We start from the raw sequence: 14,844 nt of genomic DNA on the forward strand, positions 1-14,844 counted from the left end.
GCGCAGTTCCCCGCGCCCCTTAAAGGCGGGGTCAGGCCCTGGCCCTCGGGCGCCGGAGGCGGCTTGAGGGGCGCGGGGAACTGCGCGACCAGCCCAGCACGGTCCGCAGACAAAAGGCCCTCTGGCGTTAGCCCTTCGGCGTTAGCCCCTCTGGCGTTAGCCCCTCTGGGGTTAGCCCCTCCGGCGTTTGAGGAGCGGGGTGCGGGGCGGAGCCCCGGGTGGGGGCGGGGGCCGCAGGCCCCGCGACCGGGGGCTGGGGCGGAGCCCCGGAAACCCTCACCCCCCGGCCCCCGGCAGGGTTTAGGTGGAGGGGCGGGGTGGGGCCGACGTCAGGCCCGCTACCAGTTCGTCCGCCGCCGCGTACGGATCCAGCTCGCCCCCGACGATCCGCGACGCCAACGCGTCCAGGCGGCGGTCGCCGCGCAGGTCGCCGATCCGTTCCCGCAGGGCCGTCACCGCGATCGTCTCGACCTCGCGGGACGCGCGGGCCAGGCGCCGCTCGGCCAGCACGCCCCGCTCCTCCATCCACGCGCGGTGCTTCTCCAGCGCCTCCACCAGCTCCTCGATCCCCTCGGAGCGGGCCGCCACCGTCTTGACGATGGGCGGCCGCCAGTCGCCGGGGCCCCGGGACTCCCCCAGACCCAGCATGTGGTTCAGCTCGCGGGCCGTCGCGTCCGCGCCGTCCCGGTCCGCCTTGTTCACCACGTACACGTCACCGATCTCCAGGATCCCGGCCTTGGCCGCCTGGATGCCGTCGCCCATGCCGGGCGCCAGCAGCACCACCGACGTGTCCGCCTGGGAGGCGATCTCGACCTCGGACTGGCCGACGCCGACCGTCTCCACCAGGATCACCTCGCAGCCCGCCGCGTCCAGGACGCGGATCGCCTGCGGGGCCGACCAGGCGAGACCGCCCAGGTGGCCGCGGGTCGCCATGGAGCGGATGTAGACGCCGGGGTCGGAGGCGTGGTCCGACATGCGGACGCGGTCGCCGAGCAGCGCGCCCCCGGAGAACGGCGAGGACGGGTCGACGGCAAGGACGCCCACCCGCTTCCCCGCCCGCCGGTACGCCGTCACCAGCGCCGACGTCGAGGTCGACTTGCCGACACCCGGCGAGCCGGTGAGCCCCACCACGTACGCCCCGCCCGTCAGCGGCGCCAACCGCGCCATCACCTCGCGCAGTTGCGGGGACGCCCCCTCGACCAGCGAGATCAGCCGGGCCACGGCCCGAGGCCGGCCCTCTCTCGCCTGTGCCACCAGTTCGGGGACGTCCACCATTGCCGCTCCGTTCGGTTCAGGGGTCGTTGCGTACGTACAGCGGGAGTGGCCCCTACTTGCCGGGGACCTTGATGATCAGGGCGTCGCCCTGGCCGCCGCCGCCGCACAGCGCCGCCGCGCCCGTACCGCCGCCGCGCCGCTTGAGCTCCAGCGCCAGGTGGAGCACCACGCGCGCGCCCGACATGCCGATGGGGTGGCCCAGGGCGATCGCGCCGCCGTTGACGTTCACCTTTTCCGGGGAGACGCCGAGGTCCTTCATTGACTGGACGGCGACCGCCGCGAACGCCTCGTTGATCTCGATGAGGTCGAGGTCCTCGACGCCGAGGCCCTCCTTCGACAGGGCGTGCCGGATCGCGTTGGACGGCTGCGACTGGAGCGAGTTGTCGGGGCCCGCCACATTGCCGTGCGCGCCGATCTCGGCGATCCACTCCAGGCCCAGCTCCTCGGCCTTGGCCTTGGACATGACCACGACCGCGGCCGCGCCGTCCGAGATCTGCGAGGAGGTGCCCGCCGTGATGGTGCCGTCCTTGGCGAAGGCCGGGCGCAGCTTGCCGAGGGACTCGGCGGTCGTCTCCGCGCGGATGCCCTCGTCCTTGGCGAAGACGACCGGCTCGCCCTTGCGCTGCGGGATCTCCACCGGGGTGATCTCGGCCTCGAAGAGCCCGTTCTTCTGGGCGGCGGCGGCGCGCTGGTGGGAGGTGGCGGCGAAGGCGTCCTGCGGGGCGCGCTCGATGCCGAGGCGGGTGTTGTGCTTCTCCGTGGACTCGCCCATCGCGATGTTCTCGAACGCGTCGGTGAGACCGTCGTACGCCATCGCGTCGAGCATCTCGATGGCGCCGTACTTGTAGCCCTCGCGGGACTTCGGCAGCAGGTGCGGCGCGTTGGTCATCGACTCCTGGCCGCCCGCGACCACCACGTCGAACTCGCCGGCGCGGATCAGCTGGTCCGCCAGCGCGATCGCGTCGAGGCCGGAGAGGCAGACCTTGTTGATCGTGAGCGCGGGCACGTTCATCGGGATGCCGGCCTTGACGGCGGCCTGGCGGGCGGGGATCTGGCCCGCGCCGGCCTGGAGCACCTGGCCCATGATCACGTACTGCACCTGGTCGCCGCCGATGCCGGCCCGGTCGAGCGCGGCCTTGATGGCCACGCCGCCGAGGTCCGCGCCGGAGAAGGACTTGAGGGAGCCGAGCAGTCGGCCCATGGGCGTGCGGGCGCCCGCGACGATCACTGAGGTGGTACCGGTCGTTCCAGACATGAGGCACGGCCCCTTGGGGATGAGGAGTGAACGAGGGTTTACATGAATGTACTGAGCGGTACGCGGGGCGTCACCGGGCAGCCGGTGTGATCGCGCGCACGTTGCGTAACCACCTCCCGGGGCGGTGCACTGGTCGCATGCTGACGCGCATCGACCACATCGGGATCGCCTGTTTCGACCTCGACAAGACCGTCGAGTTCTATCGTGCTACGTACGGATTCGAGGTGTATCACTCCGAGATCAACGAGGAGCAGGGCGTGCGGGAGGCCATGCTCAAGATCAACGATACGTCCGACGGCGGCGCCTCCTACCTCCAGCTTCTGGAGCCCACCCGGGAGGACTCCGCGGTGGGCAAGTGGCTGGCCAAGAACGGCGAGGGCGTGCACCACATCGCCTTCGGCACGGCCGATGTCGACGGGGACGCCGAGGCCGTCCGCGGCAAGGGCGTCCGGGTCCTCTACGACCAGCCGCGCATCGGTTCGATGGGGTCCCGCATCACGTTCCTGCACCCCAAGGACTGCCACGGCGTACTGACCGAACTGGTCACCTCGGCGGACGAGCACTGACCCCGGGATTCCGGGGCCGGTACAGTGGGCCCTTCCGGGCCGGGGTCGGGTCGGGGCCTGGGACCCACGCCCCCTTGTCGATCTGACACCATTCACCGGGGGCCCGTCCGTCGTCGGACGGTGCTCGTACGGGCAGTGTTCGCGACCAGGGGACGGATGGGACCGCGCAGTGCGGGGCTACGAACGCCAGGACAGCCACCGGCCTGACGACCACCTCTCGCGGTTCGAGGCCGAGATGGACCGGCTGAAGACCGAGCGGGAGAAGGCCGTCCAGCACGCCGAGGACCTCGGCTACCAGGTCGAGGTGCTGCGCGCCAAGCTGCACGAGGCGCGCCGCAACCTCGCGACGCGTCCTGCCTATGACGCCGCGGACATCGGCTACCAGGCCGAACAGCTGCTGCGCAACGCGCAGATGCAGGCCGAGCAACTTCGCAACGACGCCGAGCGCGAGCTGCGCGAGGCCCGTGCCCAGACCCAGCGCATCCTCCAGGAGCACGCCGAGCACCAGGCCCGGCTCCAGGCCGAGCTGCACGCGGAGGCGGTCAACCGCCGCCAGCGGCTCGACCAGGAGCTGGCCGAGCGGCGCGCGACCGTGGAGTCCCACGTCAACGAGAACGTGGCGTGGGCCGAGCAGTTGCGGGCGCGGACCGAGTCGCAGGCCAGGCGGCTGCTGGAGGAGTCGCGCGCCGAGAGCGAGGCGGCGCTGGCCGCCGCCCGCGCGGAGGCCGCGCGGCTGGCCGAGGAGACCCGTCAACGCCTCGGCGCCGAGGCCGAGTCGGCCCGTACCGAAGCCGAAGCGATCCTGCTGCGGGCCCGCAAGGACGCCGAGCGGCTGCTGACCGCCGCCTCCGCGCAGGCCCAGGAGGCCACCTCCCACGCCGAGCAGTTGCGCTCGTCGACCACCGCCGAGTCCGACCAGGCGCGCCAGCAGGCGGCCGAGCTGAGCCGGGCCGCCGAGCAGCGGATGCAGGAGGCCGAGTCGGCGCTGCGCGAGGCGCGCGCCGAGGCCGAGAAGGTGCTGGCCGAGGCGAAGGAGTCGGCGGCCAGGCAGCTCGCGGGCGCCGAGTCCGCCAACGAGCAGCGCACCCGTACCGCCAAGACCGAGATCGCCCGGCTGGTGGCGGAGGCCACCAAGGAGTCCGAGGCGCTCAAGACGGAGGCCGAGCAGGCGCTCGCCGACGCCCGCGCCGAGGCCGAGCGGCTTCTCGCGGAGGCCGCCGAGAAGGCCCGCACCAGCGCCGCCGAGGACACCGCCGCCCAGCTCGCCAAGGCCGCAAGGGCCGCCGAGGAGGTGCTCTCCAAGGCCTCCGCGGACGCCCAGGAGACCACCCGCAAGGCGTCCGAGGAGGCCGAGCGGATCCGCCGCGAGGCCGACGCCGAGGCGGAGCGGCTGCGCCTGGAGGCCGAGGAGCGGGCCGACGAGCTCAAGGGCGCGGCCAAGGACGACACCAAGGAGTACCGCGCCAGGACGGTCGAGCTCCAGGAGGAGGCGCGGCGGCTGCGCGGCGAGGCCGAGCAGCTGCGGGCCGAGGCGGTCGCCGAGGGCGAGCGCATCCGGGGCGAGGCGCGCCGCGAGGGCGTCCAGCAGATCGAGGAGGCGGCCAGGACCGCCGAGGAGCTGCTGACCAAGGCGAAGGCCGACGCGGAGGAGCTGCGCACCTCGGCGGGCGCCGAGTCGGAGCGGGTCCGCGGCGAGGCCATGGAGCGCGCCACGACCCTGCGCAAGCAGGCCGAGGAGACCCTGGAGCGCACCCGCGCCGAGGCCGAGCGGATGCGCGCGGAGGCCGAGGAGCAGGCCGAGGCCGTCCGGGCGGCCGCCGAGCAGGCCGCGGCCACGCTGCGCGAGGAGACCGAGCGGGCCGTCGCGGCCCGCCAGGCCGAGGCCGCCGCCGAGTTGACGCGGCTGCACACCGAGGCCGAGCAGCGGCACGCCTCCGCCGAGCAGGCGCTCGCCGAGGCGCGCGGCGAGAGCGAGCGGATCCGGCGCGAGGCCGCCGAGGAGACCGAGCGGCTGCGCGCGGAGGCCGCCGAGCGCGTCCGTACGCTCCAGGCGCAGGCCGAGCAGGAGGCCGAGCGGCTGCGTACCGAGGCCGCCGCCGACGCCTCGACCGCCCGTGCCGAGGCCGAGGGCGCCGCCGTACGGCTGCGGTCCGAGGCGGCCGCGGAGGCCGAGCGGCTGAAGTCCGAGGCGCAGGAGACCGCCGACCGGATGCGCGCGGAGGCCGCGGCCGCCGCCGAGCGGGTGGGCGCGGAGGCCGCCGAGGCGCTCGCCGCCGCCCAGGAGGAGGCCGCGCGCCGGCGCCGCGAGGCGGAGGAGACGCTGGACTCGGCGCGCAGTGAGGCCGGTTCGGAGCGGGCGCAGGCCCGCGAGCAGAGCGAGGAGCTGCTGGCCTCCGCCCGCAAGCGGGTGGAGGAGGCGCAGGCCGAGGCGGTGCGGCTCGGCGAGGAGGCCGACCGGCGCGCCACCGAGCTGGTGGCCGCCGCCGAGCAGACCGCCCAGCAGGTCCGGGACTCCGTCGCGGGGCTGCGCGAGGAGGCCGAGCAGGAGATCGCCGGGCTGCGCTCCACGGCCGAGCACGTGGCGGAGCGTACGAAGACGGAGGCGCAGCAGGAGGCGGACCGGGTCCGCGCCGACGCGCACGCCGAGCGCGAGCGCGCCGCCGAGGACGCCCAGCGGCTGCGCGCCCGGGCGCAGGAGGAGGCCGAGGCCGCCAGGGAGCTCGCCGAGCGGACCGTGGCGGACGCCATCGCGGAGGCGGAGAAGGCCCGTTCGGACGCCTCGGAGTACGCGCAGCGGATGCGTACCGAGGCCTCGGACGCGCTGGCCTCCTCCGAGCAGGACGCCGCCCGCACCCGGGCGGACGCCCGCGAGGACGCCAACCGCATCCGCGGCGACGCCGCGAGCCAGGCCGACCGGCTGGTCACCGAGGCGGCTTCGGAGGCCGAGCGGCTGGCCGCCGAGTCGACGGCGACCGCCGAGCGGCTGGTGGCGGAGGCTCAGCAGCTGCGCGACGAGGGCCAGTCGGAGCACGACCGGCTGCTCGCGGAGGCCACCGCCCACGCCGAGCGCACCACGTCCGAGGCCGACACCTATGTCGAGCTCGTCACCACCGAGGCGCGCGCGGACGCCGGCGCGGTCCTGGCCGCCGCGGCGGCCGAGGCCGAGCAGACGGTCACCGACGCCCGCGAGCAGGGAGAACTGCTCCTGAGCGAGGCGCGTTCGGAGGCGGAGCGGCTGCTGGACGAGGCACGCCAGGCCGCCGACAAGCGGCGCGCGGACGCGGCGGCGCAGGCGGACCAGCTCGTCGCGGAGGCGACCGGCGAGGCCGAGCGGATGCTCGCCGAGGCGAACGGGGAGGCGGAGCGGCTGCGCGCCGAGGCCGCCGAGACCGTCGGCTCGGCCCAGCAGGCCGCGGAGCGGATCCGCGCGGAGGCCGAGAAGAGCCGCGCCCGGATCGAGGAGGCGGCCGAGAAGACCCGTGCCGAGGCCCGCGAGGAGGCCGACCGGCTGCTGGACGAGGCGCGTACCGCCGCGGCCAAGCGCCGTGCGGACGCGGCCGAGCAGGCGGACCAGCTCGTGGCGAAGGCCCAGGAGGAGGCGCTGCTCGCGGCGACCCTGGCGGAGGAGCAGGCCGACACGATGGTGGGCGCCGCCCGCAAGGAGGCCGAGCGGCTCGTCGCGGAGGCGACCGTGGAGGGCAACACGCTGGTGGAGAAGGCCCGTACGGACGCGGACGAGCTGCTCGCCGGGGCGCGCGCGGACGCGACGGCCATAAGGGAGCGCACCGAGGAGGTGCGGGCCCGGACCGAGGCGGAGATCGAGGAGCTGCACGAGCGGGCCCGGCGCGAGAGCGCGGAGCAGATGAAGACGGCGGGCGAGCGCGTCGACAAGCTGGTGAAGGCCGCCACCGAGCAGACGGAGCAGGCCGAGGCGAAGGCCAAGGAGCTGCTCTCGGACGCCAACTCCGAGGCGAGCAAGGTGCGGATCGCGGCGGTGAAGAAGGCCGAGGCGCTGCTCAAGGAGGCGGAGACCAAGAAGGCCGAGCTGATCCGCGAGGCGACCAGGCTGCGCGACGAGGCGGCGGCGGAGGCCCGGCGCACGGTCGACGAGGGCAAGCGCGAGCTGGACGTGCTGGTCCGGCGCCGGGCGGACATCAACGCGGAGATCTCGCGTGTCCAGGACGTCCTGGAGGCGTTGGAGTCTTTCGAGGCCCCGGCCTCCGGCGGCAAGGAGGCCGCCAAGGCGGGAGCCTCGGCCGGAGCAACCCGTTCGAGTGGCAAGTCTTCGGAGGGGTAGCCACTCAAAAGGCTGGACATTCTCCAGATCAAACGGGCATACGCTCGATGCCACGCCGCCTGGGCCCCTAGGATTCCCCCTATCACCTCACCGGTCTCATTCGACAGGAACCCCATGAGCGACACTTCCTCCCCCTTCGGCTTCGAGCTCGTGCGGCGTGGTTACGACCGCGGTCAGGTGGACGACCGCATTACCAAGCTCGTCGCCGACCGTGACAGCGCTCTGGCACGGATCACTTCTCTGGAAAAGCGCATCGAGGAACTGCACCTCGAAACGCAGAACGCCCAGGCCCAGGTGAACGACGCGGAGCCGTCGTACGCGGGCCTGGGCGCGCGGGTCGAGAAGATCCTGCGTCTCGCCGAGGAAGAGGCGAAGGACCTGCGCGAGGAGGCGCGCCGCGCCGCCGAACAGCACCGCGAGCTGGCCGAGTCGGCCGCCCAGCAGGTGCGCAACGACGCCGAGTCGTTCGCCGCCGAGCGCAAGGCGAAGGCGGAGGACGAGGGCGTCCGGATCGTCGAGAAGGCGAAGGGTGACGCCTCCACGCTGCGCTCCGAGGCGCAGAAGGACGCGCAGTCCAAGCGCGAGGAGGCGGACGCCCTCTTCGAGGAGACCCGCGCCAAGGCCGCGCAGGCGGCGGCCGACTTCGAGACGAACCTCGCCAAGCGCCGCGAGCAGTCCGAGCGCGACCTGGCCTCGCGTCAGGCGAAGGCGGAGAAGCGTCTCGCCGAGATCGAGCACCGCGCCGAGCAGCTCCGCCTGGAGGCCGAGAAGCTGCGTACGGACGCGGAGCGCCGGGCCCGTCAGACGGTCGAGACGGCCCAGCGCCAGGCCGAGGACATCGTGGCGGACGCCAACGCCAAGGCCGACCGCATCCGTTCGGAATCCGAGCGCGAGCTGGCGGCGCTCACCAACCGCCGCGACTCGATCAACGCGCAGCTGACCAACGTCCGCGAGATGCTGGCGACCCTCACGGGCGCGGCGGTCGCGGCGGCCGGCTCCCCGGTCGACGACGAGCCCGTCTCGCGCGGCGTCCCGGCGCAGCAGTCCCGCTAGTCCCGTCCGTGCCGCAGCTCCTCCCCCGTGGGCTGCGTCGGTGACGCGATGAGCCCCTCGCCACTCCGGTGGCGGGGGGCTCTGTCCGCCCCTATCGTGGCCGCATGATCGAGCTGGCCGGTCTCACCAAGCGCTTCGGCGACAAGACCGCGGTCGACGACCTGTCGTTCCAGGTGCGACCGGGTGTGGTGACCGGCTTCCTGGGCCCCAACGGCGCCGGCAAGTCCACCACCATGCGGATGATGCTCGACCTCGACAACCCGACCAGCGGCACCGTGCGCATCGACGGGCGGCACTACCGCGAGCTGGACGAGCCGTTGAAGTACATCGGCGCGCTCCTCGACGCCAAGTCGATGCACGGCGGCCGCAGCGCGTACAACAACCTGCTGTGCCTGGCGCAGTCGAACCGGATTCCCGAGCGCCGGGTCGCGGAGGTCCTCGACACCGTCGGGCTGACGGCGGTGGCGAAGAAGAAGTCCAAGGGGTTCTCGCTCGGCATGGGCCAGCGGCTGGGAATCGCCTCCGCGCTGCTCGGCGACCCCGAGATCCTGATGTTCGACGAACCCGTCAATGGTCTGGACCCCGAGGGAATTCACTGGATCCGCAATCTGATGAAAGCCCTCGCGGCGGAGGGCAGAACGATCTTCGTCTCGTCTCATCTGATGAGTGAAATGGCGCTGACGGCGGATCATTTGATCGTCATCGGCCAGGGCCGACTGCTCGCCGATACATCGATGGCGGATTTCATTCGGCAGAATTCACGGAGTTTCGTCCGGCTGCGCTCGCCCCAATGGGAACACCTGCTCGATGTCCTGGCGCAGGCCGGGATCCCCGTCACCCAGACCGGGGACGGCGCCCTGGAGGTCGACAACGGCAGGATCGAACGGCTCGGCGAGCTGGCCGCGCAGCACCGGATCGTCCTGCACGAGCTGTCGGGCCAGCAGGCCTCGCTGGAGGAGGCGTTCATGCGGATGACGGCGGGATCGGTGGAGTACCACGCGCACTCCGACAGCGCGCACGGCCCGGCCCCGGCGGCGCCCGCGCCGGCCTGGGGCGAGGGCTACCGGACCCGCACCCGGGGCGGCCCGGCCGGGAACACCCCGGACGGCCCGGACGGCCCGGACCGGGGGGTGTGACCGATGGCCTCGGTACCCGCGGTCCTCCGCTCGGAGTGGACCAAGATCCGTTCGGTCTCCTCCACGTCCTGGACGCTGATCTGCGCGTTCGTCGTCACCGTCGCGGTGAGCGCGGCCCTGTGCGCGCTGATGAAGTCGCAGTTCGACGATCTCAAGCCGGCCGAGCGCATGACGTTCGACGCGACCTACGTCAGCTTCTCCGGAATGGTGCTCGGCCAGCTGGCGATGGTGGTCTTCGGCGTCCTGGTGGTCGGCACCGAGTACAGCTCGGGCATGATCCGCACCTCGCTGGCCGCCGTGCCGCAGCGCGCCACCTTCCTCTTCGCCAAGCTCCTGGTGGCCACCGCGCTCGCCCTGGTCGTGGGCATGGCGACCAGCTTCCTCTCCTTCTTCCTCGGCCAGGCGCTGCTCGGCCCGCACCGCACCGCCATCGGCGAGCCGAACGTGCTGCGGGCGGTCGTCGGGGCGGGGCTCTACATGGCGCTGATCGCGCTCTTCTCGATGGGCGTGGCCACGATGCTGCGCAGCTCGATGCTCTCGCTCGGCATCCTGATGCCGTTCTTCTTCCTGATCTCGCAGATCCTGTCGGCGGTCCCGGGCGCCAAGAAGGTGGCCCGCTACTTCCCCGACCAGGCGGGCTCCAAGATCATGCAGGTGGTGCCGAACGCGATGAACAGCGAGCCGCCGCCGTACGGACCGTGGGCCGGGCTCGGGATCATGGCGCTGTGGGTGGCGGCGGCGCTCGCGGGCGGCTACCTCGTCCTCAAGAAGCGCGACGCCTGAACCCGCGGCGGGCCCCTGACCTGCGGAAAGTCGGCGGACATAAGGGACGAACGCCGACGTAACCCAACTGTCATCGCTTGGCCGGAACCGTAAAGTCCTGGATAAGCTCCTCACTCATACGGGGGCACCCTGGCGATCGGCCACCGCCCCGACGACCCACACCGTCGATGGGGCTGGAGAATGATCGAGGCAGTCGGCCTGACGAAGCGCTACGGCGCCAAGACAGCCGTGTACAACCTTTCCTTCCAGGTGAGGCCGGGCGCCGTCACCGGCTTCCTGGGGCCCAACGGCTCCGGCAAGTCGACGACCATGCGCATGATCCTCGGCCTGGACCAGCCCACGTCCGGTCATGTCACCATCGGCGGCCACCCCTACCGCTCGCTCCCCAACGCGCCCCGCCAGGTCGGCGCGCTGCTCGACGCCAAGGCCGTCCACGGCGGCCGCAGCGCCCGCAACCACCTGCTCTCGCTCGCCCAGCTGTCGGGCATCCCGGCCCGCCGGGTCGACGAGGTGCTCGGGGTCGTCGGGCTCCAGGAGGTGGCGGGCAAGCGCTCCAAGGGGTTCTCGCTCGGGATGGGCCAGCGGCTGGGCATCGCCGCGGCCCTGCTCGGCGACCCCCAGGTGCTGCTCTTCGACGAGCCGGTCAACGGCCTCGACCCCGAGGGCATCCTGTGGGTGCGCAACCTCATGAAGCGGCTCGCCGCCGAGGGCCGTACCGTCTTCGTCTCCTCGCACCTGATGAGCGAGATGGCGCTGACCGCCGACCACCTCATCGTGATCGGCCGCGGCCAACTGCTCGCCGACATGAGCGTCACGGACTTCATCTCCCACAACTCCGCCGACTTCGCGCGCGTGCGCACCCCCGAGCCCACCGGCCGGGAGAAGCTGACGGCCACCCTGACCGAGGCCGGCGGCCAGGTCATGCCGGAGCCGGACGGCGCCCTGCGGGTGACCGGCCTCGCACTGCCGCGCATCAGCGACCTCGCCCACGAGGCGGACGTACGCCTGTGGGAGCTCTCCCCGCACCAGGCCTCGCTGGAGGAGGCGTACATGCGGATGACGCAGGGCGCGGTGGACTACCGCTCCACGGCCGACCAGAAGGCCGGTCTGATGCAGCCGCTGCCGCCCGGCCACCAGCCGCCGCCGGTGATCCCCGAGGTGCCGACCCAGGGCTGGTACGCCCCGCCGCCGCCCGGGCAGAACCCCTACGCGGCCCCGCACGCCCCCGCGCAGGCCCCGGCGGCGCCCCCGGGTGCCCCGGCCGCCCCGGCGCAGGCTCCCGTGCCGCAGGCGCCCGCCGCGGCCCCCCGGCAGCCTGCTCCGGCCGCCCCCGCGACCGCCCCCTCCCTGACCAAGCCCGAGGACGCCCGATGACCACCCCCTACCAGCAGCAGGCACCGGGTGCGCCCCTCGGGACGTACACCTCGCCGATCCCGGTGCGGCCCGCCTCCCTCGGCGACGCCATCGCCTCGGAGTGGACGAAGATCCGCTCGGTGCGCTCCACCCTGTGGACCCTCGGCGTGCTGATCGCGCTCGTGATCGGCATCGGACTGCTCGCCGCGGTCGCGGTCAACTCCTCCAGTTCGGACATGGGCGACACCCCGCTCCTCGCCCTGGGGTTCTACGGCGTCCTGCTCGGCTCGATCTGCGTGATCACGCTCGGCGTGCTGACCATCGCCTCCGAGTACGGCACGGGCATGATCCGCACCACGCTGACGGCCTGCCCCAGCCGGGCCCGGATCCTCGCCGCCAAGTCGATCGTCTTCTTCCTGCTGTCCTTCGTCATCGTCACGCTCACCACAGGGCTGGTGGCGATGATGCAGACCGGGATGGTGGACAGCGCCGCGCAGCCGACCGGCTCCGAGCTGTTCAAGGCGACGGTCGGCGTCGGCCTCTACGTCTCCACGCTCGGCCTGCTCTCGCTCGCGGTCGGAGCGGTGATCCGGCACTCGGCCGGCGCGATCACGATCATGATCGGCCTGGTGCTGCTGCCGCTGGTGCTCGGCCTGTTCATGTTCTCGCCGTCGCTGGAGTCGGTGCGCGACGCCCTGTTCGAGTACTCCATCCCCAGCCAGCTGGCCGTCTTCTACGGCTCCACGGTGAGCGACTCGGGCCCCACCGGCTGGACCCCGCTGCTGATCCTGGGCGCGGTCGCGGCCGCGGCGCTCGGCGGCGCCTTCGCGGCGCTGAACAGCCGGGACGTGTGAGGCTCCGCCCGTACACGCCCTAGTACCTGGGCGCGTTCCTGGACCGCTGCACCCTGCTGGTGCGGCGGTCCTTGGCGTTCCAGCAGGCCTTGTGCCAGTGGCGGCGGTCGTCGACGCCGCCGTACTCGGGCCAGGCCACCACGTGCGGGACGCCGGAGGGGATCTCCTGGTCGCAGCCGGGGCAGCGGTAGCGCTTGCCCTGGGCGCTCGCTCCGCTGACGTGCCGCACGGACCACTCCTCGCCCTGGTACGTCTCGGTGCGCCCGAGGCCGAAGCGGTCCCCCGGCCCGCCGGTCGGTGCGGTCGGCTGGTCGCCGCCCTTGGGGCGGTTGCGGCGCGGGGACACGGAAACACCTCACGGGGCCGGGCGGACGGACTGCCTCCAGCGTAGAGGTACTTGCCCCGGGTACCCGAGCCGCACAGGGGTGGCACGGTAACTCGTACGGGGGACACTTACCGGACTATCGCAACAAGTTCGCGCCCGGCCGTGCCCTTGGCACTTGTCAGACGTTGTTGCCGGTAAGAGGGGGAGCCGCGTCGGCCGCGAGGAGGCATGAAGGCGATGCGTGTCGGAACATTTGTACTGGCCGCCCAGTTCCCGGGCCAGGGCCAGGGGGAGGCGCTGCACCGGGCGGTGCGGTCCGCCGAGGTGGCCGAGGAGGCGGGCCTGGACTCGGTGTGGCTCGCCGAGCACCACTTCGTGCCGTACGGGGTCTGCCCGTCGGCGGTGACGCTGGCGGCGCTGCTGCTGGGGCGCACCCGCCGGATCCGGGTGGGCACGGCGGTCAGCGTCCTGCCGAACGCGCACCCGGTGGCGCTGGGCGAGCAGGCGGCGCTGCTGCACCTGACGTCCGGCGGCCGGTTCTCGCTGGGGGTCGGCCGGGGTGGTCCCTGGGTCGACCTGGAGGTCTTCGGCGCGGGCCTGCGGGCGTACGAGGAGGGCTTTTCGGAGTCGCTGGACCTGCTGCTGCGCTGGCTGTCCGAACCCCGGGTCTCGTCCGAGGGCGAACGTTTCGCCTTCCGGGAGGTCCCGGTGGTGCCGAGGCCCGACGAGTGGCCGGCGGACGGCCCGGCGGGCCCCGAGGTCATCGTGGCGTGCACCTCGCCGAAGAGCGTGCGGCTGGCGGCCGAGCGCGGTCTGCCGATGCTGCTCGGGATGCACTGCGGCGACGAGGAGAAGGCGGAGATGGTCGCGCTGTGGCGGTCGCACGCGCTGGCGTCCGGGGTCGCACCGGAGGCGGTGGCCGCGGCGCCGCACGTGTCGGCGGGGGTGGCGCAGATCGAGGACCACAGCGCCCAGGCCGCCGAGACCCTGCTGAAGGCGATGCCCGGCTGGCTGAAGCAGGGGCTGGACGCGCATGTGACGGTCGACGGCCGCCACCGGGCCATGCGCGACCCCGTGGAGTACACGGAACTGCTCTGCGACCTCCACCCGGTCGGCACACCGCGGCTCGCGGCGGACCGTATCGCGGCGACGGCGGAGAAGACGGGCATCACGCGCTTCGCCTTCCTGGTGGAGGGATCGGGGGACCTGGCCGCGACGGAGGAGAACGTCCGCAGGCTCGGCGCGGACGTGCTGCCGCTGCTGGGATGAGGGGCCCGAGGGGGACGGCGCCCCGAGGGGGCGCGAGGCCGGGGGCCGCCGCGGAGAGCCCCCGCTCCGCATCAGTCGCACCTCCCGCGATGCGGAGCGGCGGCGAAGACCTCAGCAGTCCCTCAACTCCGGGGACTGGTTGAGCAGTTGACCCCGGATCGAGGTGAAGCGGGCGAGCCGCTCGTCGACCGACGGGTCCAGCGGGAACACCGCCACGCGATGGCAGTTCTGGAACGCCAGGCGGACACCGAAGTGCCGCTGGAGCGCACCGCGGATGGCGTCACTCGCGAGCGCACGAAGAAGCTGGCCGCGCGCCTGCTCGTCCGGCGGAGGCGTCTGGTTGTCGGCGAACTCGCCACCGTCCACCTTCAGCTGGGCCACCAGAGAACTGATCATCTCCCACGCGTACGGCAGGGAGGTCCGGACGCAGTCGACGAAATCGGCTTCGTCGACCTCGCCTCGCTCGGCCTGTTCGAGTAGGGCCGGTGAGACGTCGAGCGACATGGTTTCTCCTCTCGCGACCCCGGGGAGGGGGTCTTACGGCCAGGGAAAGGAACGAAGTCGGCCACGCTGTGTGCCTGACCGACGACCTCCCGCTTACACGGTAGGGGCGGCATGGTGGCTGCGACAGGTACTTGGCACGTAACCGGCCAATAACGAACAGTGCTTTGCCGGACG

At 72.9% G+C, this 14,844-nt stretch carries 12 protein-coding genes; 8 read left to right on the forward strand and 4 right to left on the reverse strand.

The features are described from left to right. Positions 1-300: 300 nt before the first annotated feature. Entirely contained in the window at positions 301-1,275 is a 975-nt protein-coding gene (gene meaB, locus AC069K_RS05690; RefSeq protein WP_365102337.1) for a methylmalonyl Co-A mutase-associated GTPase MeaB, read from the reverse strand. Positions 1,276-1,327: 52 nt separating this feature from the next. Continuing rightward, positions 1,328-2,530 carry an acetyl-CoA C-acetyltransferase gene (locus AC069K_RS05695; protein ID WP_358834621.1) on the reverse strand — a complete coding sequence of 401 codons (1,203 nt, stop codon included), beginning with the start codon at positions 2,528-2,530 and terminating at the stop codon, positions 1,328-1,330. 137 nt (positions 2,531-2,667) lie between these two features. Here AC069K_RS05695 and mce point away from each other — a divergent pair, with 137 nt between their 5' ends. From mce to AC069K_RS05730, 7 genes are all read left to right on the forward strand, one after another. Then, entirely contained in the window at positions 2,668-3,096 is a 429-nt protein-coding gene (gene mce, locus AC069K_RS05700) for a methylmalonyl-CoA epimerase (protein WP_358834620.1), read from the forward strand. A gap of 169 nt (positions 3,097-3,265) precedes the next feature. After that, on the forward strand, positions 3,266-7,393 hold the full coding sequence (gene scy, locus AC069K_RS05705; protein ID WP_478612377.1) for a polarized growth protein Scy: 4,128 nt from the start codon (positions 3,266-3,268) through the stop codon (positions 7,391-7,393). A 114-nt stretch (positions 7,394-7,507) separates the two neighbouring features. After that, positions 7,508-8,446: a coiled-coil domain-containing protein gene (locus tag AC069K_RS05710; RefSeq protein WP_101390172.1), complete on the forward strand. Its 939-nt coding sequence runs from the start codon at positions 7,508-7,510 to the stop codon at positions 8,444-8,446. Between the two features lie 104 nt (positions 8,447-8,550). Next, positions 8,551-9,582, forward strand: coding sequence for an ABC transporter ATP-binding protein (locus tag AC069K_RS05715; RefSeq protein WP_478612380.1), 1,032 nt, complete (start codon positions 8,551-8,553; stop codon positions 9,580-9,582). 3 nt (positions 9,583-9,585) lie between these two features. After that, a complete protein-coding gene (locus AC069K_RS05720) occupies positions 9,586-10,365 on the forward strand; it encodes an ABC transporter permease (protein ID WP_365102348.1) in 780 nt (259 codons plus the stop codon). Positions 10,366-10,545: 180 nt separating this feature from the next. Next, positions 10,546-11,739, forward strand: a complete 1,194-nt coding sequence (locus AC069K_RS05725; RefSeq protein WP_358833287.1) for an ABC transporter ATP-binding protein — start codon at positions 10,546-10,548, stop codon at positions 11,737-11,739. Next, positions 11,736-12,572: an ABC transporter permease gene (locus AC069K_RS05730; protein ID WP_478612386.1), complete on the forward strand. Its 837-nt coding sequence runs from the start codon at positions 11,736-11,738 to the stop codon at positions 12,570-12,572. The genes AC069K_RS05725 and AC069K_RS05730 overlap by 4 nt, the downstream gene beginning before the upstream one ends. 19 nt (positions 12,573-12,591) lie before the next feature. Here the strand turns inward: AC069K_RS05730 and AC069K_RS05735 are convergent, their stop codons facing one another. Continuing rightward, the gene (locus tag AC069K_RS05735) at positions 12,592-12,918 is read right to left on the reverse strand and encodes an ATP/GTP-binding protein (protein WP_365102353.1); all 327 of its coding nucleotides are present in this window, start codon (positions 12,916-12,918) and stop codon (positions 12,592-12,594) included. A 216-nt stretch (positions 12,919-13,134) separates the two neighbouring features. On the opposite strand from AC069K_RS05735, the gene AC069K_RS05740 reads away from it, so the two are divergent. Then, on the forward strand, positions 13,135-14,166 hold the full coding sequence (locus tag AC069K_RS05740; RefSeq protein WP_365102559.1) for an LLM class flavin-dependent oxidoreductase: 1,032 nt from the start codon (positions 13,135-13,137) through the stop codon (positions 14,164-14,166). Positions 14,167-14,277: 111 nt separating this feature from the next. On the opposite strand, the gene AC069K_RS05745 is transcribed toward AC069K_RS05740, so the two are convergent. Beyond that, positions 14,278-14,670, reverse strand: a complete 393-nt coding sequence (locus tag AC069K_RS05745; protein WP_351666312.1) for an SCO5389 family protein — start codon at positions 14,668-14,670, stop codon at positions 14,278-14,280. Positions 14,671-14,844: the final 174 nt, after the last annotated feature.

Source organism: Streptomyces sp. NPDC043908, assembly GCF_056435525.1.

Bases quoted from the DNA above. Each gene is read 5' to 3' on its own strand.
- meaB (WP_365102337.1), bottom strand. From the start codon at position 1,275: ATGGTGGACGTCCCCGAACTGGTGGCACAGGCGAGAGAGGGCCGGCCT.
- AC069K_RS05695 (WP_358834621.1), bottom strand. From the start codon at position 2,530: ATGTCTGGAACGACCGGTACCACCTCAGTGATCGTCGCGGGCGCCCGC.
- mce (WP_358834620.1), top strand. From the start codon at position 2,668: ATGCTGACGCGCATCGACCACATCGGGATCGCCTGTTTCGACCTCGAC.
- AC069K_RS05710 (WP_101390172.1), top strand. From the start codon at position 7,508: ATGAGCGACACTTCCTCCCCCTTCGGCTTCGAGCTCGTGCGGCGTGGT.
- AC069K_RS05715 (WP_478612380.1), top strand. From the start codon at position 8,551: ATGATCGAGCTGGCCGGTCTCACCAAGCGCTTCGGCGACAAGACCGCG.
- AC069K_RS05720 (WP_365102348.1), top strand. From the start codon at position 9,586: ATGGCCTCGGTACCCGCGGTCCTCCGCTCGGAGTGGACCAAGATCCGT.
- AC069K_RS05725 (WP_358833287.1), top strand. From the start codon at position 10,546: ATGATCGAGGCAGTCGGCCTGACGAAGCGCTACGGCGCCAAGACAGCC.
- AC069K_RS05730 (WP_478612386.1), top strand. From the start codon at position 11,736: ATGACCACCCCCTACCAGCAGCAGGCACCGGGTGCGCCCCTCGGGACG.
- AC069K_RS05740 (WP_365102559.1), top strand. From the start codon at position 13,135: ATGCGTGTCGGAACATTTGTACTGGCCGCCCAGTTCCCGGGCCAGGGC.
- AC069K_RS05745 (WP_351666312.1), bottom strand. From the start codon at position 14,670: ATGTCGCTCGACGTCTCACCGGCCCTACTCGAACAGGCCGAGCGAGGC.